24 protein-coding genes are annotated in these 26,304 nt (G+C 67.5%); 4 read left to right on the top strand and 20 right to left on the bottom strand.

The genetic code is table 11. The annotated features are described in order from the left end of the window. Position 1 precedes the first annotated feature (1 nt). The 5 genes from AB0F86_RS19200 to aceA form a co-directional block, all read right to left on the bottom strand. Positions 2–1,054: a hypothetical protein gene (locus AB0F86_RS19200; RefSeq protein ID WP_356985313.1), complete on the bottom strand. Its 1,053-nt coding sequence runs from the start codon at positions 1,052–1,054 to the stop codon at positions 2–4. Between the two features lie 5 nt (positions 1,055–1,059). After that, the gene (locus AB0F86_RS19205) at positions 1,060–1,560 is read right to left on the bottom strand and encodes a DUF4365 domain-containing protein (protein ID WP_225278456.1); all 501 of its coding nucleotides are present in this window, start codon (positions 1,558–1,560) and stop codon (positions 1,060–1,062) included. A gap of 150 nt (positions 1,561–1,710) precedes the next feature. Further along, positions 1,711–4,035, bottom strand: a complete 2,325-nt coding sequence (metE, locus tag AB0F86_RS19210; protein ID WP_356985393.1) for a 5-methyltetrahydropteroyltriglutamate--homocysteine S-methyltransferase — start codon at positions 4,033–4,035, stop codon at positions 1,711–1,713. 218 nt (positions 4,036–4,253) lie between these two features. After that, a complete protein-coding gene (locus AB0F86_RS19215) occupies positions 4,254–5,120 on the bottom strand; it encodes a 3-hydroxybutyryl-CoA dehydrogenase (RefSeq protein ID WP_084457380.1) in 867 nt (288 codons plus the stop codon). A 244-nt stretch (positions 5,121–5,364) separates the two neighbouring features. Further along, entirely contained in the window at positions 5,365–6,654 is a 1,290-nt protein-coding gene (gene aceA / locus AB0F86_RS19220; RefSeq protein WP_067484780.1) for an isocitrate lyase, read from the bottom strand. A 511-nt stretch (positions 6,655–7,165) separates the two neighbouring features. Here aceA and AB0F86_RS19225 point away from each other — a divergent pair. Then, entirely contained in the window at positions 7,166–8,284 is a 1,119-nt protein-coding gene (locus AB0F86_RS19225) for a lipase family protein (protein WP_356985394.1), read from the top strand. On the opposite strand, the gene puuE is transcribed toward AB0F86_RS19225, so the two are convergent. The 9 genes from puuE to uraD form a co-directional block, all read right to left on the bottom strand. Then, entirely contained in the window at positions 8,240–9,184 is a 945-nt protein-coding gene (gene puuE, locus AB0F86_RS19230) for an allantoinase PuuE (RefSeq protein WP_225278454.1), read from the bottom strand. The two genes, AB0F86_RS19225 and puuE, sit on opposite strands and share 45 nt — an antisense overlap. Further along, positions 9,181–10,143: an allantoicase gene (gene alc, locus AB0F86_RS19235; protein ID WP_356985314.1), complete on the bottom strand. Its 963-nt coding sequence runs from the start codon at positions 10,141–10,143 to the stop codon at positions 9,181–9,183. Before alc ends, puuE begins: the two co-directional genes overlap by 4 nt. Then, on the bottom strand, positions 10,140–11,390 hold the full coding sequence (locus AB0F86_RS19240) for an aldolase/citrate lyase family protein (RefSeq protein ID WP_356985315.1): 1,251 nt from the start codon (positions 11,388–11,390) through the stop codon (positions 10,140–10,142). Before AB0F86_RS19240 ends, alc begins: the two co-directional genes overlap by 4 nt. Beyond that, complete coding sequence (locus AB0F86_RS19245; protein WP_356985316.1) at positions 11,387–14,428, bottom strand: molybdopterin cofactor-binding domain-containing protein; 3,042 nt, start codon at positions 14,426–14,428, stop codon at positions 11,387–11,389. Before AB0F86_RS19245 ends, AB0F86_RS19240 begins: the two co-directional genes overlap by 4 nt. A 31-nt stretch (positions 14,429–14,459) precedes the next feature. Continuing rightward, positions 14,460–15,311 (bottom strand): FAD binding domain-containing protein, encoded by an 852-nt coding sequence (locus AB0F86_RS19250; RefSeq protein WP_356985317.1) that lies wholly within the window; start codon positions 15,309–15,311, stop codon positions 14,460–14,462. A 220-nt stretch (positions 15,312–15,531) separates the two neighbouring features. Further along, positions 15,532–16,893: an 8-oxoguanine deaminase gene (locus tag AB0F86_RS19255; protein WP_356985318.1), complete on the bottom strand. Its 1,362-nt coding sequence runs from the start codon at positions 16,891–16,893 to the stop codon at positions 15,532–15,534. 85 nt (positions 16,894–16,978) lie between these two features. Continuing rightward, positions 16,979–17,851, bottom strand: a complete 873-nt coding sequence (pucL, locus tag AB0F86_RS19260; protein WP_356985395.1) for a factor-independent urate hydroxylase — start codon at positions 17,849–17,851, stop codon at positions 16,979–16,981. 24 nt (positions 17,852–17,875) lie between these two features. Then, complete coding sequence (uraH, locus tag AB0F86_RS19265) at positions 17,876–18,193, bottom strand: hydroxyisourate hydrolase (protein WP_067484762.1); 318 nt, start codon at positions 18,191–18,193, stop codon at positions 17,876–17,878. Next, the gene (gene uraD / locus AB0F86_RS19270) at positions 18,190–18,678 is read right to left on the bottom strand and encodes a 2-oxo-4-hydroxy-4-carboxy-5-ureidoimidazoline decarboxylase (protein ID WP_356985319.1); all 489 of its coding nucleotides are present in this window, start codon (positions 18,676–18,678) and stop codon (positions 18,190–18,192) included. The genes uraH and uraD overlap by 4 nt, the downstream gene beginning before the upstream one ends. Before the next feature lie 125 nt (positions 18,679–18,803). Here uraD and AB0F86_RS19275 point away from each other — a divergent pair, with 125 nt between their 5' ends. Both AB0F86_RS19275 and AB0F86_RS19280 read left to right on the top strand, forming a co-directional pair. Then, positions 18,804–19,400 carry a nucleotidyltransferase family protein gene (locus AB0F86_RS19275; protein ID WP_356985320.1) on the top strand — a complete coding sequence of 199 codons (597 nt, stop codon included), beginning with the start codon at positions 18,804–18,806 and terminating at the stop codon, positions 19,398–19,400. 15 nt (positions 19,401–19,415) lie between these two features. Further along, complete coding sequence (locus AB0F86_RS19280) at positions 19,416–20,435, top strand: XdhC/CoxI family protein (RefSeq protein WP_225278448.1); 1,020 nt, start codon at positions 19,416–19,418, stop codon at positions 20,433–20,435. 20 nt (positions 20,436–20,455) lie between these two features. Here AB0F86_RS19280 and AB0F86_RS19285 read toward each other — a convergent pair whose 3' ends face one another. From AB0F86_RS19285 to AB0F86_RS19300, 4 genes are read right to left on the bottom strand one after another with little or no spacing between them, the layout of a single operon-like run. Then, positions 20,456–21,514 (bottom strand): ABC transporter substrate-binding protein, encoded by a 1,059-nt coding sequence (locus AB0F86_RS19285; protein WP_356985321.1) that lies wholly within the window; start codon positions 21,512–21,514, stop codon positions 20,456–20,458. 53 nt (positions 21,515–21,567) lie between these two features. Continuing rightward, entirely contained in the window at positions 21,568–22,362 is a 795-nt protein-coding gene (locus tag AB0F86_RS19290) for an ABC transporter permease subunit (RefSeq protein ID WP_356985322.1), read from the bottom strand. After that, complete coding sequence (locus AB0F86_RS19295) at positions 22,359–23,165, bottom strand: ABC transporter permease subunit (RefSeq protein ID WP_356985323.1); 807 nt, start codon at positions 23,163–23,165, stop codon at positions 22,359–22,361. Before AB0F86_RS19295 ends, AB0F86_RS19290 begins: the two co-directional genes overlap by 4 nt. Next, positions 23,162–23,926 carry an ABC transporter ATP-binding protein gene (locus AB0F86_RS19300; RefSeq protein ID WP_225278444.1) on the bottom strand — a complete coding sequence of 255 codons (765 nt, stop codon included), beginning with the start codon at positions 23,924–23,926 and terminating at the stop codon, positions 23,162–23,164. The genes AB0F86_RS19295 and AB0F86_RS19300 overlap by 4 nt, the downstream gene beginning before the upstream one ends. A gap of 228 nt (positions 23,927–24,154) precedes the next feature. Between AB0F86_RS19300 and AB0F86_RS19305 the strand changes: the two genes are divergently transcribed. Next, positions 24,155–25,168, top strand: coding sequence for an alpha/beta hydrolase family protein (locus tag AB0F86_RS19305; RefSeq protein WP_225278443.1), 1,014 nt, complete (start codon positions 24,155–24,157; stop codon positions 25,166–25,168). 55 nt (positions 25,169–25,223) lie between these two features. On the opposite strand, the gene AB0F86_RS19310 is transcribed toward AB0F86_RS19305, so the two are convergent. Next, positions 25,224–25,883 carry a TetR/AcrR family transcriptional regulator gene (locus tag AB0F86_RS19310; protein WP_067979284.1) on the bottom strand — a complete coding sequence of 220 codons (660 nt, stop codon included), beginning with the start codon at positions 25,881–25,883 and terminating at the stop codon, positions 25,224–25,226. A gap of 74 nt (positions 25,884–25,957) precedes the next feature. After that, positions 25,958–26,296: a DUF3349 domain-containing protein gene (locus AB0F86_RS19315; RefSeq protein WP_356985324.1), complete on the bottom strand. Its 339-nt coding sequence runs from the start codon at positions 26,294–26,296 to the stop codon at positions 25,958–25,960. Between the last annotated feature and the right edge of the window lie 8 nt (positions 26,297–26,304).

A 26,304-nucleotide genomic window follows, 5' to 3' on the forward strand; every position in this document is an offset into this window, starting at 1 on the left:
CTCACGATTCGTCGCCGTCGACGACGAAGAATCCGTTTTCGGACACCTGCAGGTCCCGTTTGCCGTCGAAGAGCCCGCTGACACGGACCCGCGCGCCGGAACTGTGCGCGGCGAGCGCTCGGGCGTACTCCTGCGCGGTACGCAGGCGCACGGTGATGCGGCGCTGCCGACCGGTGCTCGTCCCGTCGACCCGGAGTGACCCTCGCACAACGGCTTTGAGGGCCGCATCGTTGTCGACGCCGACGACGGTCCCGGCGACCACGGCCTCGATCTCGGCCACATCCCGGTCGGAGACCATGTCCGGCGGTGGCGACGACGCCACCGCGACGTTCAGCATCTGTCCCAACCCCTCGACTGTCGGACGCGGAAACTCGACGACGACATCCGGTCGTGGCACTTGGCGCGACCAGTGAAAACTGAGTGCGAAACGCATCGGATGCTGCTCAGCCGATCCGAGCGCACCGAAAGCGTCGATCGTGTCGTGGCGGAATTCGTCGCCCCAGCCGTGCCCACCGCCGGCGGCCTCGCGCACGGTCGCGGCGACATCGAGCAGCCGGACCGCCGAGCTGCGGCCCAGCCGTGAGCCGGGTCCGCCGAGAAATACGTCGAACCCGAAGGCGTCGCGGTGCGGCAGCAGCGTGGTGGCGGCCAGCAGCTGGGCAACTGCATACCTGCGCATCGACCACGCCGTGATCTCCCGCTCGGCAGCCTGGTCGACACAGGTCGCCAGCAACGAGCGCAGCGCGGCGAGCGCGGCGGCGCCGGTCTCGAGCGAGATCTCGTCACCGTCGTGGCCCGCACGGTAGCCGATCACATCGACCCCACCCGAGACGATGTCGCGCACAACGATGTCCAGCGGACGTTGCTCGAAATCCGCCACACACAAGGCCAGTTCACGCATCCGTATGCCGTAGTCGACCACGTCGCCACCGGGCACGAGCACTTCGAAGTCGCCGTTCGACCACACCGTGCCACGACCCCACGGCTCCCGCGGCGTCCAACCCTGGGCTTGCAGATACCCGATCACCTCCTCGTGCCGGGGCATGGTCGGCATCGCGGCTACCGTGGCGTTCCGGCGACGAGCGAACGCAGCGCCTCGACATCGAGAATGTTGCCGAGCGGAATATGCACCGACAGCGTGCGCTTGGTGTCGTCGGCAGCGAACCGGGTGCGATCACGCAGCGACAAGAAGTATCCGCAGTGGCGCAGCGTCATCGCACCGGTCACGGCATCGGCGAAATGATCCGCCGTTCGGGGCACGTGGATGGCGAACAGGAACCGGGGTGTCGCGAAGTCCGGACCGGCGAGCTGGTTGAACTGCTTGTGGGTCAAGCCGGGGAAGACCAGGTGTCCCCGCTGAAACCGCGGTCTCGAAACCGTTTTGACCTGCACCGATATCTGTGGCGAAAACCCGTACGGTGTCTTGCCTGGCTTCTTGATCGTCAGGTCCACACCATCGACATCGACACTGTCGGTCGACCAGACCAGCCCGGCCGCCGAGGCGAGCACCCGAACGTAGTCCTCGCCGAACGCGCCTTGATGATTGTTCGGATCCAGCACCGCGCCCCTCCTGGACCCAACCCGACACCGCCGAGGGCGAACTCTAGCCGCTGGGGCCTCGAATGCGCTGCCGTTCAGAAATTTTCGGTAGCGAGCGCAGATATGACGAAGGGGCACACCGGATTCGGTGTGCCCCTTCGGGTTCAGGTGTTACTTCGCGGTGGCTTCTTCCGCGAGGACGGCCAAGGCCCGGCGGCGCACTCGGCGGGCCGCGGCGACCATGTTGCGCAGCGACGGGTCGAGTTGCCAGTAGTGGCGGGTTTTCAGACCACCGTCGGGGTTGGCCCACAACCGTTGTGGGGTAACCGCATCGGCGGCTTGGGTGAGGAGTTCGTCGAACTCGTCGATGTCGGGGATGCGGGCCGAGCGGCTTTCGTAGACGCCGGGGCCGACGCCGTGGCTGAGGCCGTGGCCGGTGGCGACGTCCTCGGTGAGGGCCTGCATGACCCATTCGATCGAGCGGGTCGCGACGATCGCGGTGACGTCGGCGTCGAGTTGTTCGATCGCGTCGACCACCTCGGTGCGACCGGAATAGCCGATGTGGGTGTGGATCTGGGTGTCGGGGCGCACGCCGGAGGTGGCGAGTTTGAAGGCGCCGACGGCCCAGCGCAGGTACTCCTCGCGGCCCTGGGGGCGGGCGGGGAGCAGTTCGCGGATGGCGGGTTCGTCGACCTGGATGATGGCGATACCCGCCTTCTCCAGATCCACCACCTCGTCGCGGATCGCCAGCGCCACCTGGTCGGCCGTCTCGTAGAGCGGCTGATCCTGGCGGACGAACGAGCGCGCGAGCATGGTGACGGGACCGGTGACCATGCCCTTCACCGGCTTGTCGGTCAAAGACTGGGCGTAGGTGGTCCAGTCCACCGACATCGGCGCGGGCCGGGCCACGTCGCCGTAGATGATCGGCGGCCGCACGCAGCGCGAGCCGTAGACCTGCACCCAACCGAATCGGGTGGTCGCCATGCCGTCGAGCTGCTCGGCGAAGAACTGGATCATGTCGTTGCGTTCGTGCTCACCGTGCACGAACACGTCGAGACCGATGTCCTCCTGCAACCGGATCGTCGCCTCGATCTCGGCTTCGACCTGCTTGCGGTAGTCCTGCTCGGACAACCGGCCCGCGGCGACTTCGTGACGCGCCTGCCGCAACCGGCTGCTCTGTGGGAACGACCCGAGCGTGGTGGCCGGAACCAGCGGCAGGTTCAGCCGTTCCTGCTGGGCGGCGGCCCGCTCGGCATACGGCACCCGTTCGCGCATGTCCGGCGTGATCGCGTAGACCCGCTGTCGCACGGCGTGCTTCTGCTTGAAGTGCACCGAGGTGGGCCGCTTGCGCCACTTCTCCGACGGGCCCTCGGTGAGTGCCTTGGCCAGCGAGACGACCTCGCCCACCTTCTGTTTCGCGAAGGCGAGCCGGTCGGCGACATTGCCCTCGATGTCGTATTCGGCGAGCACGTCGTAGGGAACGTGCAGCAGCGTGGTGCCGGTCGACACCACCAGATCGGGGCACACCTCGGCGATGGAGTTCAGGTAGTTCAGCGTCACGTAACGATCGGCGCGCCACACATTGGTGCCACTGATGACACCGGCGTAGATGCGCTTGCGGCGGATGCCGGGGATCTCGGCAAGCTCCTCGGGCGTCATCCGGTAGGACGCCAGGTCGAGCCCGATGGCCTCCACATTGCTCGCCGCGAGAATCCGCAGCGCCTCGCCGAAATCACCGTACTGGCCGGTGACCAGGATGCGCGGGCGCAGCGGCGCCTTCGACAACCGCTGATACGTCTTCTCGAACGCCGCGAGCGCCGCGTCGGACTGCTCCCCCGTGAAGCAGGGTTCGTCGAGCTGCACACAGGTCGACCCGCGCTTGGCGAGCAGTTCGAACAGTTCCTCGTAGAACGGCAGCAGCTTGTCGAGCAGGCTCAGCGTGTCGAACTCTGCTTCGCCGGGCACCTGGCCGGCTTTGGACAGCAGCAGCAACGACACCGGTCCGAGCACCACCGGACGCAGTTCGATCCCGCGTGCCATCGCCCGGTCCCACTCGTCGAGCAGGGCCTCGGGGTGCAGCGAGAACGTGGAGTCGGCGTCGAGTTCGGGCTGACGGTAGTGGTAGTTGGTGCCGAAGAAACGCACCAGTTCCAGCGGCGGCAGGTCCGGGTTACCGCGCGCCATCAGGAAGTAGAAGTCCAGCGGGTGCAGGCCCTCCTGATGCGGCTTGAACCGCGACGGCACCGCACCGAACAGCAGCGCGTTGTCGAGGATGTGGTCGTAGAAGGAGAAAGTGTTGCCCGGCACCTGGGTGAGCCCGGTGGCGGCCAGCTCGTCGAACTGACGCTCCTGGATGTCCCGGCCTACCGCGAGCAGCTCCTCCCGCTCGAGCGACCCACGCCAGTACGACTCCAGCGCGCGCTTGAGTTCCCGGTGCGGACCGATCCGCGGATATCCGAGAACGCTCGACCCGAATCCATCGGTGACGTTGACCATGAACGGGACATCCCTTTCCATCACCTGCGTGGTGCCCGGCAACCGGGCGCCGCGCAATTACTGCGCTCGACGAGTAGCCGGTTCGCGCGTGCGCGAGCGGCCTACAGCAGCTTAGGCCGAGCGGTCGGCTGTGTGCCGTTCCCCCTGCGAACACCCCCGGAAAACACCGACGGCCACCTTCGTCTCGTGGGAGGAAGGCGGCCGTCGGCAGGTGTGACCTAGTTGCCGTACTGGTAGAAGCCGGCGCCGGTCTTCTTACCCAGCAAACCGGCCTCCACCATGCGCATCAGCAGCGGCGGCGCGGAGTACAGGGGCTCCTTGAACTCGGCGTACATCGAGTCCGCGATCGACTTCACGGTGTCGAGGCCGACGAGGTCGGTCAGCGCCAGCGGGCCCATCGGGTGGGCACAGCCGAGCACCATGGCCTTGTCGACGTCTTCCTTGGTGGCGAACCCGGACTCGACCATCCGAATAGCCGACAGCAGGTACGGAACCAGCAGCGCGTTCACGACGAACCCGGAGCGGTCGGCCGACCGAACAACCTGCTTGCCGAGAATATCGGCGGCGAACGCCTCGGCCCGCTTGGCGACCGGCTCACTGGTCTTGAGCGTGGTGACCAGCTCCACCAGCGGCAGCACCGGCACCGGGTTGAAGAAGTGCAGACCGACCACACGCTCGGGATTGGCGGTGGCGACCGCGATCTTCATGATCGGGATGGAGGAGGTGTTGGAGGCGAGCACGGCGTCGGGGTCGGTGACGACCTTGTCCAGCTCACTGAAGATGGCCGTCTTGACCTCTTCGTTCTCGACAACGGCCTCGACGACCAGCTGACGGTCGGCGAAGTCACTGAGGTCGGAGGTGAAGCGCAGCCGCCAGGCGGCCTGCTCCCGCTCGCGCTCGGTGATCTTGCCGCTGCTGACGCCACGATCGAGCGAGCGCAGGATGCGCGCACGACCGGCGGCGGCCAGTTCACGGGTGGTTTCGTAGACGAGGACGTCGACGTGCGCGCGTGCGCACACTTCCGCGATACCCGCGCCCATCTGTCCGGCGCCGATGATGCCGACGCGCTGAATCTTGTCGCTCACGTCCCACTCCTGTGTCTATTGGCGGCTGGCGCCGCAGGTTTCGGCCCTAAACCCCGGCTCTTCCCTCCCTGCGGGCGCTCCTTCGTCGCACCCTCCGGTCAGTCCAGAGCCGGGGACGGGCCGAAACCGAAACTATGGTTTGGGCCCCACGATATAGGGATGCCCTCCCCTGCCGGGGCTGATCGGCAGGGGAGGGCGTACACCCCTACTGGTGTAGAGGAAATCCGTTGCTAGTCAAAGCAACTCAGTGGAACTGACCCTCTTCGGTCGAGCCCTTGAGGGCCGCGGTCGAGGTGTTGGGGTCGACGGTGGTGGCGATGGTGTCGAAGTAGCCGGCACCGACCTCACGCTGGTGCTTGATGGCGGTGAAGCCACGCTCGGCGGCGGCCTTGAACTCACGCTCCTGCAGGTCGACGAACGCGGTCATGCCCTCGCGAGCGTAGCCGTGCGCCAGGTCGAACATGCCGTAGTTGAGCGAGTGGAAGCCGGCCAGGGTGATGAACTGGAACTTGAAGCCCATCGCGCCGAGCTCACGCTGGAACTTCGCGATGGTCGCGTCGTCCAGGTGCGCCTTCCAGTTGAACGAAGGCGAGCAGTTGTAGGCCAGCAGCTGGTCCGGGAACTCGCTGCGAACCGACTCGGCGAACTTGCGCGCGACCTCGAGGTCCGGCACGCCGGTCTCCATCCAGATGAGGTCGGCGTAGGGGGCGTAGGCCTTGGCACGCGCGATGCAGGGCTCGATGCCGTTCTTCACACCGAAGAAGCCCTCGGCGGTGCGGGTGCCGTCCAGGAACTCACGGTCGCGCTCGTCCACATCGGAGGTGATGAGGGTGGCGGCCTCGGCGTCGGTGCGGGCGATGATCACCGACGGCACGTCGGCGACGTCGGCGGCCAGACGCGCGGAGGTCAGCGTGCGGATGTGCTGCTGGGTGGGGATCAGCACCTTGCCACCGAGGTGGCCACACTTCTTCTCCGAGGCGAGCTGGTCTTCCCAGTGCACGCCCGCGGCGCCGGCCGCGATCATGGCCTTCTGCAGCTCGTAGGCGTTCAGGGCGCCACCGAAGCCGGCCTCGGCGTCGGCGACGATCGGGGCCAGCCAGTTCTTGACCGAGGTGTCACCCTCGACCTTGGCGATCTCGTCGGCGCGCAGCAGCGCGTTGTTGATGCGACGGACCACCGAGGGGACCGAGTTCGCCGGGTACAGCGACTGGTCGGGGTAGGTGTGGCCGGACAGGTTCGCGTCACCGGCGACCTGCCAACCCGACAGGTAGATGGCCTTCAGGCCGGCGCGAACCTGCTGCACGGCCTGGTTGCCGGTGAGGGCGCCGAGGGAGTTGATGTAGTCCTCGTTGTTCACGAGGTCCCACAGGATCTCCGAACCACGACGGGCGAGGGTGTGCTCCTCGACAACAGTGCCCTGCAGCTTGGAAACCTGCTCGGCGGTGTAGTTGCGGGTAATGCCCTTCCAGCGCGGGTTGGTGTCCCAATCCTGCTGGATTTCCGCAGCGGTCTTCGGGGTGCCGGCAGTCGACATCTCTGACTCCACTTCCTCGGTGTGGTCGGTGCTCCGCGCCGTCCGGCCGCTCAAACAACCGGCGGCTGAACGCTTTCGGTTGCACGGGTCGTACTGCTGAAGCAATTTGCAGGCTTGCTAGGACTAGCTAGGGCCTGAGGGGTGTACTTCCAAACAATGGCACACCCGGAAATAGCCGTCTACCTGTTGGTTGTGTGAATCTCAGCTAGGTTTGCCGCCGCTGTTGCTAACTTTGCGAAATTTGCCCTGTGATTGCAAGCGCTGCGGCTACCGATGGGTAGTGCTGACCAGGAGTTTTAGCATAACGCTTGTACTGTTAGCGATCTTCGGCCGGGTGCGTGCCGACGCCCCCGAGCCTTCCAGCCTGTGAGTCGTTTCACACACCACGCCGGGCGTCGATCATGTGCGTGTCGTCACTGCCGAACCCCCGGCCGGCGTGTCACACCCGATGCGCACGGTGCAGAATCGGGCTGTCCGACGAAGGGAATGAGGGACCGTGCGCAAGTCGAGGATGCTGACGATCGCGGCGATGGCCGCGCTGACCGTGCTGCCGGTCGTTCCGGCGCACGCCGAACCCACCGGCGGACAGGTCGTCTCGGTGGAATCACTGTCGGCCGCGGCGACGCTGCCGGGTTCCGCGCAGGCAGAGCGGTTGATCTACCGCTCCACCACGGCAGGCGATCAGCCCACGACCACCAGTGCCGCCGTGTACTTCCCGCCGGGCGAGGCGCCCGCGGGCGGCTGGCCGGTGATCGCCTGGGCGCACGGCACCGTCGGCCTCGGCGACGACTGCGCCTACAGCGTGGCCGGTCCGGCCGCCGTCGAACGCGACTGGGCCTACCTCGGCACCTGGCTGAAGCAGGGCTACGCGGTGGTCGCGGCCGACTACGCGGGTCTCGGCGGGCCGGGAGAGCACCCGTATCTGAACGGCGTCGTCGAGGCGCACAACGTGGTCGACGCGGTGCGCGCCGCGACGGCGCACTACCCGTCGCTGTCGAACAAGTGGGCCGTGGTCGGCCAGTCGCAGGGCGGCGGCGCTGCGGTGTTCACCGCCCGCTACGCCACCGAGTTCGGCGGCCCCGAACTCGACTATCGCGGTGCCGTCGGCACGGGCGTGCCCGCCTACATCGAGGACGTCATCGGGCTCGTCGGCCCGGGCGTGCCCCCGATCGCCCTGAGTTCGCACCTGACCGCCTACGTCCTGTACATCCTCAGCGGCCTGCGCACCACCTACCCCGACCTCGGCATCGACGACCTGCTCACCGACACCGGCCGCACCTGGCTCGAGCGCGCCCAGACCGCGTGCATCGGGCCGCTCGGCGACGAACTCGCCGCCGCCAAACCGTCGGTGGGCAGCATGTTCGCCCGCCCGCTGTCGTCCGTCCCGAACCTGCGCGGCCTGCTCGGCGAGTACATGGGCCTGCCCGAATCCGGCTACGACCGCCCGCTGCTGCTGGCCCAGGGCCTGCGCGACACCGACGTGGTCACCCCCGCGACCCTGCGCTACTTCGCGGTGCTCGAGGCCGATCGCCAGCCGGTGACCACCCGCACCTACCCCACCGACCACGACGGCACGGTCAACGCCTCACTGGTCGACTCGCTCCCGTTCGTCCGGGACCTGTTCGCCTGATCCGGCCGGATGCGTCGTTCGCCAGTGCTCGGCGATGTCGATGCGGCGCGTGATCCACACGTTCTCGTGGCATTGCACGTGGTCGAGGAAGCGTTCCAGGGCCGCGGTGCGGGCGGGGCGGCCCGCGATGCGGCAGTGCAGGCCGACCGAGAGCATCTTCGGGCTACCCTCGGTCCCTTCGCGGTACAGCACGTCGAAGGCGTCGCGCAGGTGGGCGTAGAACTCCTCGCCGGTGGCGAAGCCCGCCGGTGAGCAGTAGCGCATGTCGTTGGTGTCGAGGGTGTACGGGACGACGAGGTGCTGCTGCCCGTGCACCGTGGTCCAGTAGGGCAGATCGTCGGCGTAGGAGTCGGCGTCGTAGACGAAACCACCGTGTTCGACGACCAATTCGCGGGTGTTGGGTGAGTCGCGGCCGGTGTACCAGCCGCGTGGCGGCGCACCGGTGAGGTCGGTGAGGATGCGCACGGCCTCGGCCATGTCGGCACGTTCGGTGTCGCGATCGACGAGCTGATACGACTGCCAGCGCAGACCGTGACAGGCGATTTCGTGGCCCAGTTCGAGAAAGGCCGCGACCGCTTCGGGATTGCGTTGCATCGCACGGGCGACGGCGAAAACGGTGAGCGGGATATCGCGCCGTTCGAAGGCACGCAGTATCCGCCACAGGCCGGCGCGCGAACCGTATTCGTAGAGCGATTCCATGCTCATGTGCCGGTTCGGGAAGGCTTCGGCCGGTGTCATCTCGGACAGGAAGGTTTCCGAATGCGGTGAGCCGTCGAGGACGTTGTGCTCCCCGCCCTCTTCGTAATTCAGCACGAATTGCACTGCGATCCGGGCGCCGCCGGGCCATCGCGGGTCCGGCGGAGTGCGGCCGTAGCCGATGAAATCGCGTGGCCCGGTCATGCGGACAGCTCGCCGTAGAGCCGCAGGCGGGCCAGGCCGCCGTCGGGGTAGATGTCGAGGCGAACCTCTTCGACCGACGCGCCGGCGGGCGTGAGGGCGAACCGGTGGCGGGTGTCGGGGAGCAGGTCGGTGCGCGGCATGATCTCGACTTCGGTTCCGTCGCTGGTGAAGCCGGTGAGGGAGGCGGCGCCGGGGCTGTTGCCGAGGAAGCAGGAGGTGTCGATCTCGGCGAGCCGGATGGCGCCGGGGCCCGCGAGTCTGATGCGCACCCAGTCGTTTCCGTCGTCGCGACGGCGCGCAGTTTCCCAGCCGTCGCCCATGACGCGCGCCTGGCCGGGGTAGAGCAGTTGATTGGGTGAGCTGTAGAAGCGGTTGGAGCAGTCGAGGACCAGGGCGCCGTTCTCGAGGGCGGCCAGGTCGAGTGGGCCGAGGCCGAGCAGCGCCGGGTCGGGTCTGCCCTCGCCGTGGACCCGCAGGCGGGCGACGCCGCCGTCGGGGTGCATGGTGAGTTTGACGTGGGTCCACCGGTTTTCGTCGTCGATGGTGAACGGGGTCCGGCAGTCGCCCGCGACCTTCACGCGGTCGAGCAGGGGCACCCAGTCGGTGCGTTCGGCGATCTGCTCGGCGGTGGGGTAGCCGTCGATCGCCAGCGCCGAGACCGACACCTCGGGTGGGTAGTTGCCCTTGAACCAGGCGGTGTCCACCACGATGCCGCGGATCACGCCGGGCACGCCGAGGCGGACGATGGCCGAATCGTCACCGGGTCTACCGCGGTGGCGGCGGGTTTCCCAGCCGTCGTAGATCTGCCCCTTGTGCCCGAAGGTAGCGGGCCGGTATTCGGCCGGGCCGGGGTTGACGAGATTTTCCTTCTCGGCGAAGAACTCGTCGTTCGCCCAGATCACCGACCCGCCGAGCGGCCGGACCGCCAGGTCGGGCAGGTGGGTGAAGTCGTCGGTCATCGGGTCTCCCGTGCTTCGGTGTTCGCTCGGCTCGACCACCGGCGGGTCATCAGGTCCACGAGTGTCTGTTCGGTGAGTTCCGGTGCGCGGGTGCGTACCTCGTCTTCGTTGACCGCACCGCAGTGCAGGGCGCGCACCACCGTTGTCGACAGGGCTTCGGCGGTGGCCGGCTCGTCGACCACCCCTTCCTGGCCGCGGCCCAGGTAGGCCTGCAGGCGTGGGACGGCCACCTCGGTGGCGGTGCGGAAGAAGTTGTGGGTGGCCAGCCAGCGGGTGACCAGGTGGCCGGGGTGCATGTCCCAGCCCTGGTAGTAGCCGCGGCGCAGAGCACGTTCCACCAAGCGGTAGTGGTTGGTGAAAGCGAATTCGGGGTCGTTGCCAGGCACTATCTGGGTGGAGCCGTCGCAGATCCACACGCCGGTCTGGGCGGCGGCGACCTGCATCACCGTCTTGGCGTGGTCTGCGGCCGGATGGTCGAGCGCCTGGTCGGTGGCGGCGATTCCACAGGCGGCGGTGTAGTCGTAGGTGCCGAAATGCAAGGCACTGCAGCGGTTGTCGGACAGGGCGAGCATGCGGGCGATGGGGGCTGTGCCGTCGGGCGCGATGATCGCCTGCGGGCTTTCGATCTGCAGTTCGAAGCGCAGGGTGTGGTCGGGAAGTCCGTGGGCGCGTTCGATGCCGGAGCAGATGTCGACAATGGCCGAGACCTGTTCGGCCGCTCGGATTTTCGGAACGGTGAAGAGGAATCCGGGTAATACGTCGGCGACGCCGTCGAGCACCAATTCCAGCGTCCGCAGCGCTCGCCTGCGTTCGTCCTTCGCCAGCCCCTTGATCCGGATACCGAACGAACCGGGTGCGCCGGGCTTTTCGGCCATCAATGCCAAGGTCTTTCCCGCTGCTGTCGCGGCGGCGTCTTCCACATCGTCGGCGCGGAAACCGTATCCGTCCTCGAAATCTATCCGCAGGTCCTGCACCGGTCGAGCGGATAGGCCTGCCCGGACCGCGGGAAGGGAATCGGTGGTGTCGAGACCGGCGAGGAAGTCGGCATGGCGATCCAGCAGTTCCAGCGCCGTGGCGCCCCATTCCGCTGGGGTGTCGGCGGTGGCACGGTCGGCCGGGACATACACCGTGTGCACCGGTTGAATCCGCGTCCCCTGACCGGGATACCGCAGCCGCAGTTCCGCGTCGACGGAATCGAGGACTGCGTCGACGCGTGCCCGGATGTGTTCGGGCAGTCGGGTATTCACTCGGCCGTTCCTTTCCTCGCGAGCCGCCAGATCCGGTCGGCGGTCATCGGTAATCGGTCGGGTCTGACATCGATGGCGTCGCGGATCGCGTTCGCCAGGGCCGGGGCAACCGGGTTGTAGGGAGACTCACTCATCGATTTGGCACCGAGCGGGCCGAGCGCGTCACTGGTTTCGGCGAAATACACCTCCGTGCGGGGCAGGTCCGCGAATTGCGGAACGTGGTAGTGCCGCAGGGTGCGTGTGGTCACCACGCCCGCGTCGGTGCGCATGTCTTCGTAGAGCGCGGTACCGATGGCCTGCGCGACACCACCTTCCACCTGACCGCGCAACTGCACCGGATTGAGTACGGTGCCCGCGTCGGCCACCTGGATGGATTGCAGAATCCGCACCTCGCCCGTCGGGGGACGCACGGCTACCCGGAAGGCGTGCACGTTGAAGCTCACCGATCGCGGTGTGCCCGAATGGGTTCCGTGGGCGACGAGGTCGCCGTCGGCGAGGAGTTGTGCGGCTGTGACGACTTCGTCCCCACAGCGCACGCCACCCGCCTCCAGCACGCAATCCCGTTCGGGATGGCCGCTCACCTTGGCGGCTCGCGCCAGCATCATCGCGTGCAGTTCCAGTGCGGCGGCATAGGACGCCTTGCCCGCGACCATGGTGCCGGTCGAACCGAAAGCGCCGGTGTCGTGCCCGACGAGGTCGGTGTCGGATTGGCGGATCACGATCCGATCGGCGGATGTCGCCAGGGCGGTCGCGGCGAGCTGGGCGTGGACGGTGGTGGTTCCATTGCCGAATTCCGCTGTGCCCACGCTCATCTCATAGCGTCCGTCGATGAGCAGGTGCGCCGTCGCGTCGGCGTGATGGCCGCGCGGTGGAACGGTCGCGATCATCGCCACCGCCATTCCTTCTCCGACGCGCCAGTCGGGGCCGGGCGCCTTCGCACCGTTACCGCGATGCAGCGCCCGCTGGGCGGTGTCGAGGCACTGGTCCAGGCCGTAGCTGCCGAAGGTGAGGTCGCTTTCGTCGACTTCGGCGCCGGTGAACCGGTCGCCTGGAACGACCACATTGCGCCTGCGGAAATCGAACGGGTCGGCGCCGATTCGGCGGGCCAGTTCGTCGACAGCGGACTCCACGCCGAAGATCACCTGACCGAGCCCGTAACCGCGGAAGGCACCGGAGGGAATGTTGTTGGTGTACACCGCTTGTGCGTCGACTCTTTTGTTCGGGCACCGGTAGACAGCCACCGATTCGCCGACGGAATGGAACAGCACACCCGCACTGTGGTTGCCGTAGGCACCCGCGTCGGCGAGCACGTCGACCGACAATGCGGTGAGCAGCCCATTGCTGTCGGCGGCGGCAGTCACCTCCACCCGCATCGGGTGACGGCAAGTGGCAGAGGTGAATTCGTCGGTCCGCGTGAATTCATATTGCACCGGATGCCCGGTGCGCAGGACTGCGAGCGCGATGAGGTCTTCGACCAGCATCTCCTGTTTAGCGCCGAACCCGCCGCCGACCCGTGCCGCGAATACCCGCACCCGGTCGCGGTCCAGGCCGAACAGGTGGCACAGTTCGTCGCGAACCAGGAACGGGACCTGGGTGCTCGTGCGCAGTACGAGCCTGCCGTTGTCGTCGAGCCAGCCGATTCCACCGTGCGTTTCCAGGTGCACATGCTGCACGCGCGGCGAATGCCAGACACCACGGACAACGTGCGCCGCTTCTTCGATACCACGATCGAAATCACCGACACCACCGTGTATTTCAGCGATCAGGTTGCGTTGCGGGTCGGCGATACGCGCGGAATCCGGCTTGTCCCCGTGCAGCTTCGGCGCGTCGTCTCCGAGCGCCTCCGCCGGCTCGAACACAGCGGGCAGAACGTCGTACTCCACCCGCAATGCCCGCACCCCCGCCCGCGCCGCGTCGAGGGTCTCCCCCACCACCGCCGCGACGCGCTGCCCGACGAAACGCACCGTGCGATCGAGGACGAAGGTGTCGTCGGGATCGTCCTCCCGGAATTCATGCCGTGCCGTGGAAAACGCCACCCCCGGCGCCTCCGCCGAGGTCAGCACCGCCCGCACGCCGGGCACAGCCTCGGCCTCCGCGATGTCTATCGACACCACCCGTGCATGCGCGTGCGGACTGCTCAACACCGCGATATGCCAAGGCGCCACCCCCGGGCCCCGCTCTTCCCCCACCCCGACATCGAACGTGAAAGCCTCGCCGCCCCGCACAACCCGTTCCCCAGCAGGCGCCCCCACACCCTTACCGACCTGCCCCGCCCCGAACTCCTCGCCCCGCACCCGCTCCGCGACCGCCCGCACCTCACGGCCCGCCACCGCAGGACCCTCCCCCGCGGACGCCGTCGTCACACCTCCGGCACTCCGCCGCTGCCCATCGTGCGGGCGCACGGAGGAGGCATCGGCAGGTACTCCAACTCGTGCCTCCATACCGGGAGGCTGTTCAAGGGGGGCATCGCCAGGCACTCCAGCTCGTGCTTCCACACCGGGAGGCTGGCCAAAGGCGGCATCGCCAGGCACTCTGACTCGCGCTTCCACACCGGGAGGCGGTTCAGGGGTGGCCTCACGAGTTGTGCACAGTGGTGCACACGCGGTGAGGGCGTCGGTAATGGCTCGGTAACCCGTGCAGCGGCACAGGTTTCCTTTCATCAACTCCGCGCGCTCGTCCTCGGTGATTTCCGAATCGGTGCGGTCGCGGAGTAATCCGGTGGCGGTGACGACCATTCCGGCGGTGCAGAAGCCGCATTGGAACGCGGCATTGTCGACGAAACTGCGCTGCACGGTGTTCGGTCCGGCTTCGCCGGAAAGACCGGCGGCGGTGGTGACGGTGCGGTCGGCGGCGCGGTGGGCGGGGATCAGGCAGGAGTGGACCGGGGCGCCGTCGAGCAGGACCGAGCAGGCGCCGCAGTCGCCGGAATCGCAGCCCTTCTTCACCGCGAGAGTGCCCTGCTCCCGCAGCAGAGTCCGCAGGCACTGACCCGGCCTGGGCGCCGCTTCGACGACGCGGCCGTCGACTTCTAGCCGCACGGTCCACCTCCCTCGTACCGGGTCGCCGGGTTCACGACCGGCCCTCCGCCAGGTCGGCGACAACCTCGGTCGCCAGCAGGTGGGTGACGTGTCTGCGCCAGTCCGGTGCGCCGTGTGGATCGTCGAACCAGGTGTTCGGTGGGATCTCGGCGAGCGCGGAGGCGAGCGCGTCCACGCTCGGCGGTCCGCCGAACTCCAGGACAACGGGCCGGGTCGTCGCCGCCGTGATCGTCAGTGCGCAGGCGTCCGCTGTGCGCCTGCCCATCACAACGCAACCGGAACGCCCGAGCGGAGCCAACGCGATCTTCCGAAAACTGGTGCGCGCGTGGAGATTCCGTAGCGCGACGACGAAGGAGCGGACCACCGATCCCGACGGCAGCACATTCGTTCCAGGGCCGCTCACGAAGTCGCGCAACGCGATTCGCCGTTCACCACCCTCATGCGGCCACACCACCGCGTCAGCGTCGAGCGCGACCAGCGCGCCGAGTACGGCACCGGCGGGCAGGGAGAGGCATACGTTTCCGCCGACCGTCGCCGTGCGCCAGATCTTGTGCGAGGCGAGCAGAGCCCGGCACGCCCGCGCGAACAATTCCGTACCTGGCCAATCCGGCCGCAGCGTCTTCGAGCCGAGTTCCTGACCGGGACGCGCACCGGCGAACTCGGCGAGCGTGCAGGTCGCGGCGATTTCCAGGCCCTCGGCGGTCTCGACGAGCGACGGCCAGCCCAGCGTGGTGATGTCGACCAGCCGGTCGAGGTGATCGTGGGGTTCGGAGTAGAGGAAGGTCCCGCCCGCCAGCACCGCGCTCCCCGCCCCGACCTGCGCCAAATCGGCGCGCCGGCGAGCGAGCACCACCTCCCGCACGGTATCCAGATCCACATTCACCTCGCTTACCTCACCAGCCACACTAGGGGCGGCGAGTTGCCACGATGTTGCGCGACACCCACTCGAGATTGCGCCACGGTAAACCCGATATCCACCCTCCAGTGTGCCCCTCCACCCGCGTTCCGCACCTGGTCGCCCGATCACCACGCTGTGGTGGCGGCATCGGCCGAGTAGGTCCCGCCACCAGCGCGTGGTGATCTTGATCGGCGCGTTCCGGGGATCAGGCTCCGGCGAGGAGGGTGGCCTGGGCCTGGGCGACGTCGGCGCCGACGGCCGCTTCGTCGACTGTGGTGACCACGCCGTCGCGGACCACCTCGCGACCGTTCACGAACAGGGCGGCCAGTGGCGGTGCGGAGCCGAGGATCAGGGCGACGACCGGGTCTTCGATGCCCGCGTGGGCGGGGGTGTCGAGGCGCCAGAGGGCGAGGTCGGCGAGTTTTCCGGGTTCGATCGAGCCGATGTCGTCGGCCCGGCCGAGGACGCGGGCACCGCCCATGGTGGCGAGTTCGAGTGCCCCGCGCACAGTCATCGCCTGGGGGCCGCCGACAGCCCGGGCGTAGAGGAGGGCGTTGCGTGGCTCCTCGATCAGCGAGCTCGACTCGTTGCTGGCCGCGCCGTCGACGCCGAGGCCGACGGGAATGCCCGCCGCGACCAGGTCGGTGGTGCGGGCGATGCCCGCGCCGAGGCGGCCGTTGGAGGTCGGGCAGTGGGCGATGCCGGTGCCGGTGCGGGCCATCGCCGAGATCGCGTGGTCGTCGAGGTGCACGCCGTGGGCGTACCAGACGTCGTCGCCGAGCCAGCCGAGCCGTTCCATGTACTCGGTGGGCGTGCAGTCGAAGTTCTCGCGGCAGAAGTCCAGCTCATCGACGGTTTCGGCGAGGTGGGTGTGCAACCGCACCCCGGCCGAGCGCGCCAGGGCAGCCGATTCGCGCATCAGGTCGGCGGTCACCGAGAACGGGGAACAGGGGGCGAGGCCGATGCGCACCATGGCGTCGGGCGAGGGGTCGTGCCACTGCTCGATCGCGGTGGTGCTCGCGGCGAGGATGTCGTCGATGGACTCGACCACGTCGTCGGGCGGCAGCCCGCCCTTGCTCTGCCCGAGGTCCATCGACCCGCGCGTGGGATGGAAGCGCAACCCCACCTCGGCGGCGGCCGCGATCTCGGCGGCGAGCAGGTCACCACCACCGTGCGGGAACAGGTAGTGGTGGTCGGCGGAGGTGGTGCACCCGGTCCGGGCCAGCGACACCAGTGCACCGGTCGCGGCCACCCGCACCGACTTCTCGTCGATCCGCGCCCACACCGGGTACAGGGTTTTCAGCCATTCGAACAGGGTGCTGTCGGCGGCGAGCCCACGGGTGATCCACTGGTAGAGGTGGTGATGGGTGTTCACCAATCCCGGCGTGAGCAAGCAACCCCGCCCGTCGATCCGCGCGGTCTCCGGACCGAACGCCGGTGCCCTGCCTTCCCCGAGCGCTTCGATCCTGTTGCCGCGCACCGAAACCCATCCGCACCGATATTCGGTCCCGGAAGCGTCGACAGTGACTACCGCACACCCGTCGACAACCAGATCCGGCGCGCTCACCACGACCACCTCGCCCCACTACGCATCGCACGCACGACCGTCCCGGGACCCGCCGCGCCGCCGACGGCGACCACACCCGGCCCGCTCATGCCGACCACGCCGTTCCGGCATCGGGCGCGTCCGCACGCTGCAAGGTCGCGTGGATCGAACCGTAGGGGCGGTCGGCGGCCCAGAACACCTCACCCTTGTTCTCGATATCGAATCGGTCGAGGTCGTAGTCGAAGTGGTGTTTGTTCGGGGCCGACAGGCGGATCTCGGCGAGCATCGGGAAACGTTCCAGCACAGCGGTTCCCATCGCGTAGAGGGTCTGCTGCAGTGCGCGGGAATAGGTGGTGGCGAACAGTTCCAGCAGGGTGGCGCGGATACCGGCGAACACCTCGTCCCAGTCGATGCCATCGATGTCGGCGAATCGCCAATGCACGTCGAGGGAGGTGGCCAGGACGCGATCGTTCGTGGGCGCCAAGGTGGTGTATTCGTCGACGAGGAAGTCGGCGAATTCCGACCCGGTCGACTTGAGCAGCACGAGATCCTTGATCCCGCCGATCAGCCAGGTTCCGGCATCGGCGGCCGTCACCGCCACGATGCGCACCTCAGGACCCTGCCGCACCCAGGTGTGATCGTGTTCGGCACCGTTGATCGAAACCCGCTGCCAGCCATAGGATTCGACATCGACGCGAGCACTGCCGACCGGCTCGACGGTCTCGTGGAAATGCCTCGCCAACGCGATCGCGTAATCCTCGACGGTGTCGAGACCGACCTTCTTAGCAAAGGCGAACGCCGTGTTCTTCTGCGTATCGGTCGGCAGCACCTGCCGCTGATCGCCCTCGGTATAGGCCGCCTCGAAGTCACCCCGCAGGGTGGTCGTGACATTCACATCGCGGATCTCGTGGCGTGCGTTCTCCCGGTAGAACCGCACCACCCGGTTCTCGGCCTTGCCGTATCGGTTGTCGGTCAACATGATCGGGCCGGTCAGTGCCACGGCTCAACTCCCTCGGTAGGTCGAATAGGCGAACGGCGAAAGCAGCAGCGGCACATGCAGATGCGCTTGCTCGCCGACGGTGAAAGCGATACAGACCTCCGGGTAGAACGTCTCGACGCCCTGAGCCGCGAAGTAACTGCCGGTATCGAAGTACAACTGGTATTCGCCCGGATTCAGCCCGGCGGCGAGCTCTTTCACTCGCCCGTCGGCATCGGTCAATGCCTCGGTGAGCCGCAACTCACCGCGCATCAACCACACGGCGACCCCCTCGGCGGGGACTCCGCGTACGGCATCGAGCACATGCGTGCTCAGCCCGGTCATGACGCCACCAGCTGTGTCAGGCGCAGCAGATTGATCTTCGCCAATTCCTTTCGCATAACCTGCCTTTCGGTCGTCGGATCGTTTTCCAGACGTGCCCGCAGCACGGCGAGCAATTCCTCACCGTCGCGGCCCGCCGCACAGACCAGGTAGATGTGCCCGAACTTCTCCTCGTAGGCCCGGTTGCCCGCCGCCAGTCGTGCGCGCACGTCGTCGCCGGTGACGCCGGACTGTTCGTGGGCGGCGGTGCCGGTGGCGCGGTCACCGATGCGAGGGTGCCCGGCGAGCGCGGCATCGATATCGGCCTCGCTGAGCATGTCGACGGCCACGTCGGCGGCATCCAGCAAGGACAGCAGAGTCGGGTACGGCCGGGCGGCGGCGATGGCCCGCGCCCAGCGTGGCGACGAGCAACAGGCAAGCAATGCCTGCTCAGCGGCGTCGTCGGGCAACGAGTTGAAGCCCGCGAGTCCGATCGCTTCCCTAGTCATCGATCCAGCATCTCCCCAATGTCGGCGGCCCGCCACTCGAGCCGACCGCCGACGTACCCGTGTCGTCGCCCGCGCGCTCCCCGGCCGTAATCGACCGGCAACATTGCGCCATTACCTTCACCTGCATGCCCCGGATCGAAGCGCTCACGCACGACTCGTGCGCGGGCATCGTCCTCGCGGCGGGCGCCGGAACCCGCTACCGCAAACCCAAGGCACTCGCCGAAAACGGTGCCTGGCTCACCGCCGCGGTCACTGCCTTGCGAGACGGCGGCTGCGACCCGGTGATCGTGCTGCTCGGCGCCACCGGCCCCGACCCGGCGCCACTGAACCTGCCACCCGGCACCCGGTGGCACTGGGTCGCCGACTGGGCCACCGGGCTGTCGGCCACGGTGCGCGCGGGGTTGGCCGAGGCGGCGCGGGCAGGTACCCGATATGTGGCCTTCCGACCCGTCGATACCCCCGATATCGATGCCGAAGTGGTGGGGCGAGTACTCGCCGCGGCCCGCGAGAGTGAGAGCGGTTTGGCTCGTGGTGTGTTCCACGACACTCCGGGCCATCCAGTTGTGATAGAGAACAAGCACTGGGAAGCCATTTACACTGCCGCCGTTGGGGATGCGGGGGCAGGTTCCTATTTGGGTACCCGACAGGATATGGTGTGCGTCACGTGCGACGACTTGGCGACAGGGGCCGATCGCGATTTCCCGGAAGTCGACGCACGGTGATCGGAGATTTGAGATATGCGCGATATCGTCGATGACCTTCTGCGAGTGTGGCATTCGGGCGCTACCGGCGGCCTGGCAACGGTAGTCCGCACCATCGGAACCAGCTCCCTGCCGATCGGTTCGGCAATGCTCGTCACCCCCAACGGCGGAGTCTTCGGATCCATCGCGTCGGGCAGGCTGGAAGAAACCGTGTACGAGGCGGCGATGGAAGCCGCGCGCACCGGCATCCGGCAACTACGCCGCTACAGCACACTCACCGGGCTGGAATCGTCCTCCGACGACGGCACCCTCGTCGACATCTTCGTCGAACCGTTCTCCTGCCGCGATTTCCCCGAATTCCCCACCGTCGCCGCCGACATTCAGGCCCATCGCCGGGTCACCGTGTTCACCGTGGTGTGGAACCAGGATCCCGACGTCATCGGCCAGCACCTGATCACCGACCGTAAACACGCCACCGAGCTGGTCGCCCTGCCCGAGTCGGACCTGTTCGTCGCCTCCTACTGCCCGCCGCCGCGCCTGCTCATCTTCGGCGCCAACGCCTACGCCGCCACCCTGTCCGCCCAGGCGCGGATGATCGGCTACCGGGTGAGCATCTGCGATTCGCGCCCCGAGTTCGCCGACCCGGCGTCGTTCCCCGGCGCCGAGGTGGTCGTCGACTGGCCGCACCGCTACCTGAACACGCTTTCCGCCGCAGGCGAAATCGACAGCAGCACAGGCATTGTCGTGCTCGCCAACGAGCCGCGTTTCGAGATTCCCCTGCTCACCGTTGCCCTTCGCCTGCCCGAGCTCGGCTACCTCGCGGCCCTCGGCACCCCCGCCGACCAGGCCCGTCGCCTCGACGACCTGCGCGCGGGCGGCTTCGACGAGCCGACCCTGTCCCGGCTGCACGTCCCCGCCGGGCTGGAAGCGGGCCCACGCACCCCCGCCGAAACCGCCGTCTTCATCACCGCCGACTTCCTCGCCTCGCGCGCAGGCCTGCGCCTGGCCGCCCACCGAGACTTCGACACCTCGACCTCGGTGGGCATGGCGATATAGATCGCGGCCGGCGCCGCGGGTCACTTGAGGGAGGGGTTCTCCGCGTAGATCTCGCGGAGGATCGACAGGTCGAAGAGCTGGTCTGCCTTGATGTCGATCTTGGCGGTACGCAGGGCGGCGATGTTCTGTTCGATCAGGGCGTCGGACATGGTGAGCAGGCCGTCGGTGCGGGTGGCGGCCGAGACGACCAGGTCGTTCTGGGCGGTGGCTTCCTTGATCTGTTCGTCGAGGGAGAGTTTGAGGTCCTTGCCGTACACCTCGACCGCCAGGCGGGCCGACTCGGCGGGGTCGGCAACGGCGTCCTTCCAGCCCTTGATCTGGGCGGTGAGGAAGGCTTTGAGCTTGTTGCGTTCGTTGTCGATGGTCGACTGGGCGACGGTCAGGGTCTCGGCCACCAACGGTAGGCCGAAGTCGGCGAAGAGGAAGTGGTCGTTGGCGAAACCCTTGGCGGCCAAGGTGATCGGCTCGTTGGTCACGTAACTCACCCAGCCGTCCACCTCGCCGTTGGCCAGTGGGGTCGGGTCGAACTGGGCGGGCACCACGGTCACCTCGCCGGGCGCGATGCCGTTGGCGGCCAGCAGTGCGCTGAAGATCAGCTGGTTGGTGTCCTGCACACCGATCTTGCGGCCCTTCATCTCGGCCGGGGACCTGATCGGCTTGCCCGCGGCGCTGACGATCGCGAAGGGATTCTTCTGGTACGTGGCGCCGACGATCTTGGCGGGCAATCCCTCCAGCACGGCGGGCGCGGTGGTCTGCGGGGCGGACAGGCCGATCCACACCTTCCCGGTGTCGAGACCGGCCTCCACAGAGGTACTCGCCGCACCACCCGCGATGAGATCTACCGTTCCGAATCCGGCTTCCTTGAAATACCCGCGCGAATCGGCGAAATACTCGCCCGCGAATTCGATGTTCTTGATCCACGACAACTGCACCGCGACCTTGCCGTATTTCGAGCCGTCGTCGGTGGAACCGGAAGTCGCCGAACTACCCCCGCATGCGGCGAGCACGCTCGCACCGCCGACAGCGGCGCCGGTGAGCGCGGAAAAGCGAAGGAAACTACGGCGGTCGATACTGTTCATACGCAGACGCTAGATTCGCCGCGTTTCGTTTTCTTTGCCGCCAGGTTCCGCGACTATTCTTTCCGCCTCACCCCGAATCGGGCGAGCACCAGGTTCTCGATCACCCCGACCAGCGCGTACAGCACCACCGACACCACGGTGACAACCACGATCGACGCCCACAGCCGGTTGTACTGGAACATCGGAATGGCACGCACCAGAGCGGCACCCAATCCCGTTCCGCTGCCCAACCATTCACCGAGCAGCGCGCCGATCAGCGCGCCGGGCACCGAAACTCGCGCGGCGGCGAAAATCGACGGCAGCGCGGCGGGCACCGCGACCATCCGCAGCCCGGTCCATCGCGAGCCGCCGTATACCGTCACCAATTCCATCGCCTGCCTCGGTGCTTCACGCAGACCGGTCATGATCATCACCAGCGCGGGGAAGAACACGACGATGGCCGTCAGCACCGTCACGCCCGTCGTCCCGCGGCCGAACACCAGCACCACGATGGGGCTCAGCGCCACCAGCGGCACCGACCGCAGCAGCATCGCCACCGGCATAAAAGTCTGTCGCACAGCCGAATACAGCACGAACAGCGCCGAGACTCCCATCGCACCGACCATGCCGACGGTGAACCCGACGGCGGCGTCGGCCAGGGTGATCGCGAGATCGTCGAGGATCGCCTGCCGGGCCGTCGGCGCACCGGGCGACGTGACCAGGTAGGCCCAGATGTCCGAGGGCGTCTTGCCGACCCGCGGGCCGATCTGCGGGAACGCCCGAAGGAACAACGTCCAGATCACGAGCAGCAGTAGCAGCGAGGTGACCAGCGGGAACAGGAACCGCCCGAGGCCGCGCAGCACCGTCATCGTTTCGCCTCCGCACTCGTCCACGGTGCGACCACCCGGGCCAGCAGCGCGATCAGCACATATCCGAGCCCGGCCAGCGCTGCCGCGGCCAAGGCCATCCCCCAGGTGCGCGGCACGTTGTAGGCGGTCTGCGCCGCGGTGAGCGCCACCCCGATCCCGCTGTCCACACCGCCGAGGTACTCACCGATGATCGCGCCGAGCACCGCCGACGGCGCCGCGATCTTCAACGCGGCGAACGTATTCGGCAGTGCCGCGACGGCTTGCACTCGGTAGAGCTGCTGCCATCGCCCGCCGCCGTAGGCGCGTACCAGGTCCAGGCTCGCCGGGTCGGCCGAGCGCAGCCCGCTCACCGCGCCGACCATCGTGGTGAAGAAGCAGTACATCGCGGCCAGGAACACCGTCGGCGTGCGCCCGCCGAACACCACCAGGATGATCGGTCCGAGCGCGACCAGCGGCGTGCAGTAACTCAGAATGGCGAGCTGGGTGGCCAGCGGTTCGACGCGCGGCACCAGCATGATCGCCACCGCGATCCCGATCGCGAGGGCATTGCCCCAGAGGAAGCCACGCAGTGCACCACCCGCGGTGACCTGGAAGTTCGGCCCGTACAGCGCCCACCCGTCCGACCACATGGTCGAGAGCACCTGCCACGGCGTCGGCACCGTTCCCCCCGCCACCCCTGCGGCGGCGAGCACCCACCAGCACACGATCAACGCCGTCACACCGAGCGCCCCGGCGAACCGCGCACCGCCGACCCACAGGCGCCCACCCGGCACCGAACGCTCGCCGGTACCCGAGGCCGTCATGCCACGCCCGCCCGCCCGAACAACAGTTCCGAGAGGTAGTCGTGCAGCTTGTGGAATTCGGGCGTGCGCATCATCTCCGGCGTGCGTGGCCGCGGCAGATCGATCTCTACCAGTTCCAGCACCCGCCCCGGTCGCGGGCTCATCACCGCGACCACGTCGGACAGGAACACCGCCTCGCCGATGCCGTGGGTCACCATCAGCGTCGTCGCGGGCTGCTCGGTCCAGATCCGCAGCAGTTCCAGGTTCAGTCGCTGCCGGGTCATGTCGTCCAGGGCGCCGAACGGTTCGTCGAGCAGCAGCACCGACGGTTCGACCACCAGCGCCCGCGCGATCGATACCCGCTGACGCATCCCACCCGACAACTGCGCGGGCTTGGCCTTCTCGAATCCCTCCAGCCCGACCAGCGCGACCAGTTCCGCGATCCGCTCCCGGTCCACGGGCAGCCCCGCCACCTGCAAGGGCAGCGCGATATTCGACACAACACTGCGCCACGGCAGCAGCGCCGAATCCTGGAACGCGATCCCCAGCTCGTGCGAACCACGCAACTGCGCCGGAGTGTGCCCGTTGATCCGCGCGGTACCCGCGCTCGGTTCGTCGAGGCCGGCCAGGATCCGCAGCACGGTCGACTTCCCACACCCGGACGGGCCGAGCAACGACAGGAACGCGCCGTCGGCGGTGTGCAGGTCGACCGAATCCAAGGCGTGCACGGTGTCGCGCCCCACCCGGAACGACTTGGATAATCCGCTGACCTCTATACCCATGGCGTCACCCTAAGATCGCCCGGTTTCCCCGATATTTCCGATTCACCGGCGGTTATTGCGCGACCGTTAAGTCCACAGATTGGGACTCGTAACAGTTTCACTCTCGGGGAGGACATAGGATATCGGAGGATCTGACAGCCTCGTCGCCACCGGGCGCTATACCCGGTGCGCGGGGACCAACTGCGATGACGGCGCCGACACGGCCCGTGGACTGGAACCGACTGTTCGATGAAACTTTCTGCACTACGAAATGTCGCCGCGCTGCGCACGACGGCCGTGGCCCTGACCGCCGCCATGTCGGTGGCGGCGCTCGCCGGTGGCGCCTCGGCCCAGCCGGAGAAGGCATCCTCGGTGACCTCGGTCGTCAAGGAAGGACGCACCTGGCACCTGAAGGTGTACTCGGCGGCGATGAAGAAAGACATCACCATCGACGTGCAGCGCCCCGTCGACGAGTCGCAGCCCGCGCCCAACTTCTACATGCTCAACGGCCTCGACGCCGGTGAGGGCACCGCGAGCTGGGCAGCCCAGACCAACGCGCTCGGCTTCCTCGCCGACAAGCAGGTCAACGTCATCCAGCCCATCGGTGGTCGCGGCAGCTACTACACCGACTGGAAGCAGGAAGACCCCAAGCTGGGTCTGAACAAGTGGAAGACCTTCTTCACCGAAGAGCTCCCGCCGCTGCTCGACAGCACCCTCAACTCGACCGGCCTGAACGCGCTGGCCGGCCTGTCCACCTCCGGCACCTCGGTGCTGCAGCTGGCCGAGGCCAAGCCGGGCCTGTTCAAGTCGGTGGCCGCCTACAGCGGTTGCGCGCAGATCGCCGACCCGCTGGGCAAGCAGGCCGTCAAGTTCTCGGTGGAGACCTGGGCGGGCGGCAAGACCGCCAACATGTACGGCGCCGACAACGACCCGGCCTGGGTGGAGAACGACCCGGTCATCAACGCCGAGAAGCTGCGCGGCACCAACCTCTACATCTCCAGCGGTAGCGGCATGCCGTCCAACGCCGATGTCGAGTACTACCTCAGCAACGCCCCCGGCCCGATGGGTGCGATCAACCTCGGCCTCGGTGTGGGCATCGAGGCGGCGACCAACGCCTGCAGCCAGAACCTGAAGGCCAAGCTGGATTCGCTGAGCATTCCGGCGACCTACCAGTTCACCCCGATGGGCACTCACTACTGGCCCTACTGGGAGCAGGCGCTGCACGATTCGTGGCCGCTGCTCGCCCAGGGTATGGGTATCTGATTTCGCGGTAACGACAAACGGGAGGCGTCCATCGGGCGCCTCCCGTTTTCGTTCCTCAGGCCGTGCGCGCGGGCAGACCGGAACGGATGAAGTAGGCGATCTGGTCGCAGATCTCGTCGACCGAGATCGCGTCACCCGGCACGGTGGCGTGCACCATTTCCTGGGCAAGAGAGGTGACCGCGCCGATCAGCGCGAGGGTGAACAGGTGAAAACTGCGCGAGGGCGCCTCACCGCGTTCGGCCGCACGTTGCGCCTCGCGGGTGAGCAGCGCCGAAATCGCACGCCGCTGCGCGCGCCGCCATTCCTCCACCGCCGGGCTCACCCCGACGATCTCCACGTAGAAAACCCGTGCGGCCCGCCGATCCCGGCAGGTCACCGAGAGAAACGCGCGGAAACTCTCCACCACGCGCACCACGAGCGGCTGTTCACGGGTGCGGTCGAGGGCTTCGTCGAGGCGTTGCAGCGCGGCGGAATTGAGCCGGTCGACCAGCGCGATCAGTAGCGCTTCGCGGCTGCCGATGTCTTCGTAGAAACTGCGCGTCGACACATTCGCAGTGGCACACAATCGTTCGATCGAGGTCGAGGAATAACCACGGGTTCCGAACAATTCCAGGGCCGCGTCGGTCAATCGGCTCCGGCGTAGGGCAATTCGCTGCTCGCGCGACAATCCACCATAACTTCGACCACTCTCGACTTCTGCCGCACGCCGTACCACCCGTGCATGCTAGCGCGCGCACGGCACGAATCCGGTGGAATCGTCAGCCACCAATTCTATTGGCACACGGCGAATTACTCGGTGTCGTCGATCGGTTCGGCCAGCGGCCAGCCACCGGCCGCCAGGTGCGAGGCCACCCGCGACACGTCCTCGGCGGCGGGCTGCTGTTTCGCGAAATCGGCGACAGCGGCCGCGATCTCGGCGTGGCTGATGGATTCGCGATTCGGATTGGCCGCGATCAGCTGTTCGCCGATGGCCACCACCTCGTAATCGGTGAGGTTGCGGTGCAGCACCGCGAACAACGCGACGTAGTCCGATTGCGGAATACCCTGCGGGTAGCCGGCGCGCAGCCAGCCGAGCACCCGCGACATCAGGCCGGGGCGTACCGGTGGAGTGGGTGACGAGTCGGTCATTGGTCCTC

The organism is Nocardia sp. NPDC023733 (genome assembly GCF_040639775.1).
In the GTDB taxonomy this organism is placed as follows: Bacteria; Actinomycetota; Actinomycetes; order Mycobacteriales; family Mycobacteriaceae; genus Nocardia; species Nocardia rosealba.

Bases quoted from the DNA above. Each gene is read 5' to 3' on its own strand.
- AB0F86_RS19200 (WP_356985313.1), bottom strand. From the start codon at position 1,054: ATGCCGACCATGCCCCGGCACGAGGAGGTGATCGGGTATCTGCAAGCC.
- metE (WP_356985393.1), bottom strand. From the start codon at position 4,035: ATGGTCAACGTCACCGATGGATTCGGGTCGAGCGTTCTCGGATATCCG.
- aceA (WP_067484780.1), bottom strand. From the start codon at position 6,654: ATGTCGACTGCCGGCACCCCGAAGACCGCTGCGGAAATCCAGCAGGAT.
- AB0F86_RS19225 (WP_356985394.1), top strand. From the start codon at position 7,166: ATGCTGACGATCGCGGCGATGGCCGCGCTGACCGTGCTGCCGGTCGTT.
- puuE (WP_225278454.1), bottom strand. From the start codon at position 9,184: ATGACCGGGCCACGCGATTTCATCGGCTACGGCCGCACTCCGCCGGAC.
- alc (WP_356985314.1), bottom strand. From the start codon at position 10,143: ATGACCGACGACTTCACCCACCTGCCCGACCTGGCGGTCCGGCCGCTC.
- pucL (WP_356985395.1), bottom strand. From the start codon at position 17,851: ATGTTGACCGACAACCGATACGGCAAGGCCGAGAACCGGGTGGTGCGG.
- uraH (WP_067484762.1), bottom strand. From the start codon at position 18,193: ATGACCGGGCTGAGCACGCATGTGCTCGATGCCGTACGCGGAGTCCCC.
- uraD (WP_356985319.1), bottom strand. From the start codon at position 18,678: ATGACTAGGGAAGCGATCGGACTCGCGGGCTTCAACTCGTTGCCCGAC.
- AB0F86_RS19275 (WP_356985320.1), top strand. From the start codon at position 18,804: ATGCCCCGGATCGAAGCGCTCACGCACGACTCGTGCGCGGGCATCGTC.
- AB0F86_RS19280 (WP_225278448.1), top strand. From the start codon at position 19,416: ATGCGCGATATCGTCGATGACCTTCTGCGAGTGTGGCATTCGGGCGCT.
- AB0F86_RS19285 (WP_356985321.1), bottom strand. From the start codon at position 21,514: ATGAACAGTATCGACCGCCGTAGTTTCCTTCGCTTTTCCGCGCTCACC.
- AB0F86_RS19290 (WP_356985322.1), bottom strand. From the start codon at position 22,362: ATGACGGTGCTGCGCGGCCTCGGGCGGTTCCTGTTCCCGCTGGTCACC.
- AB0F86_RS19295 (WP_356985323.1), bottom strand. From the start codon at position 23,165: ATGACGGCCTCGGGTACCGGCGAGCGTTCGGTGCCGGGTGGGCGCCTG.
- AB0F86_RS19300 (WP_225278444.1), bottom strand. From the start codon at position 23,926: ATGGGTATAGAGGTCAGCGGATTATCCAAGTCGTTCCGGGTGGGGCGC.
- AB0F86_RS19305 (WP_225278443.1), top strand. From the start codon at position 24,155: ATGAAACTTTCTGCACTACGAAATGTCGCCGCGCTGCGCACGACGGCC.
- AB0F86_RS19315 (WP_356985324.1), bottom strand. From the start codon at position 26,296: ATGACCGACTCGTCACCCACTCCACCGGTACGCCCCGGCCTGATGTCG.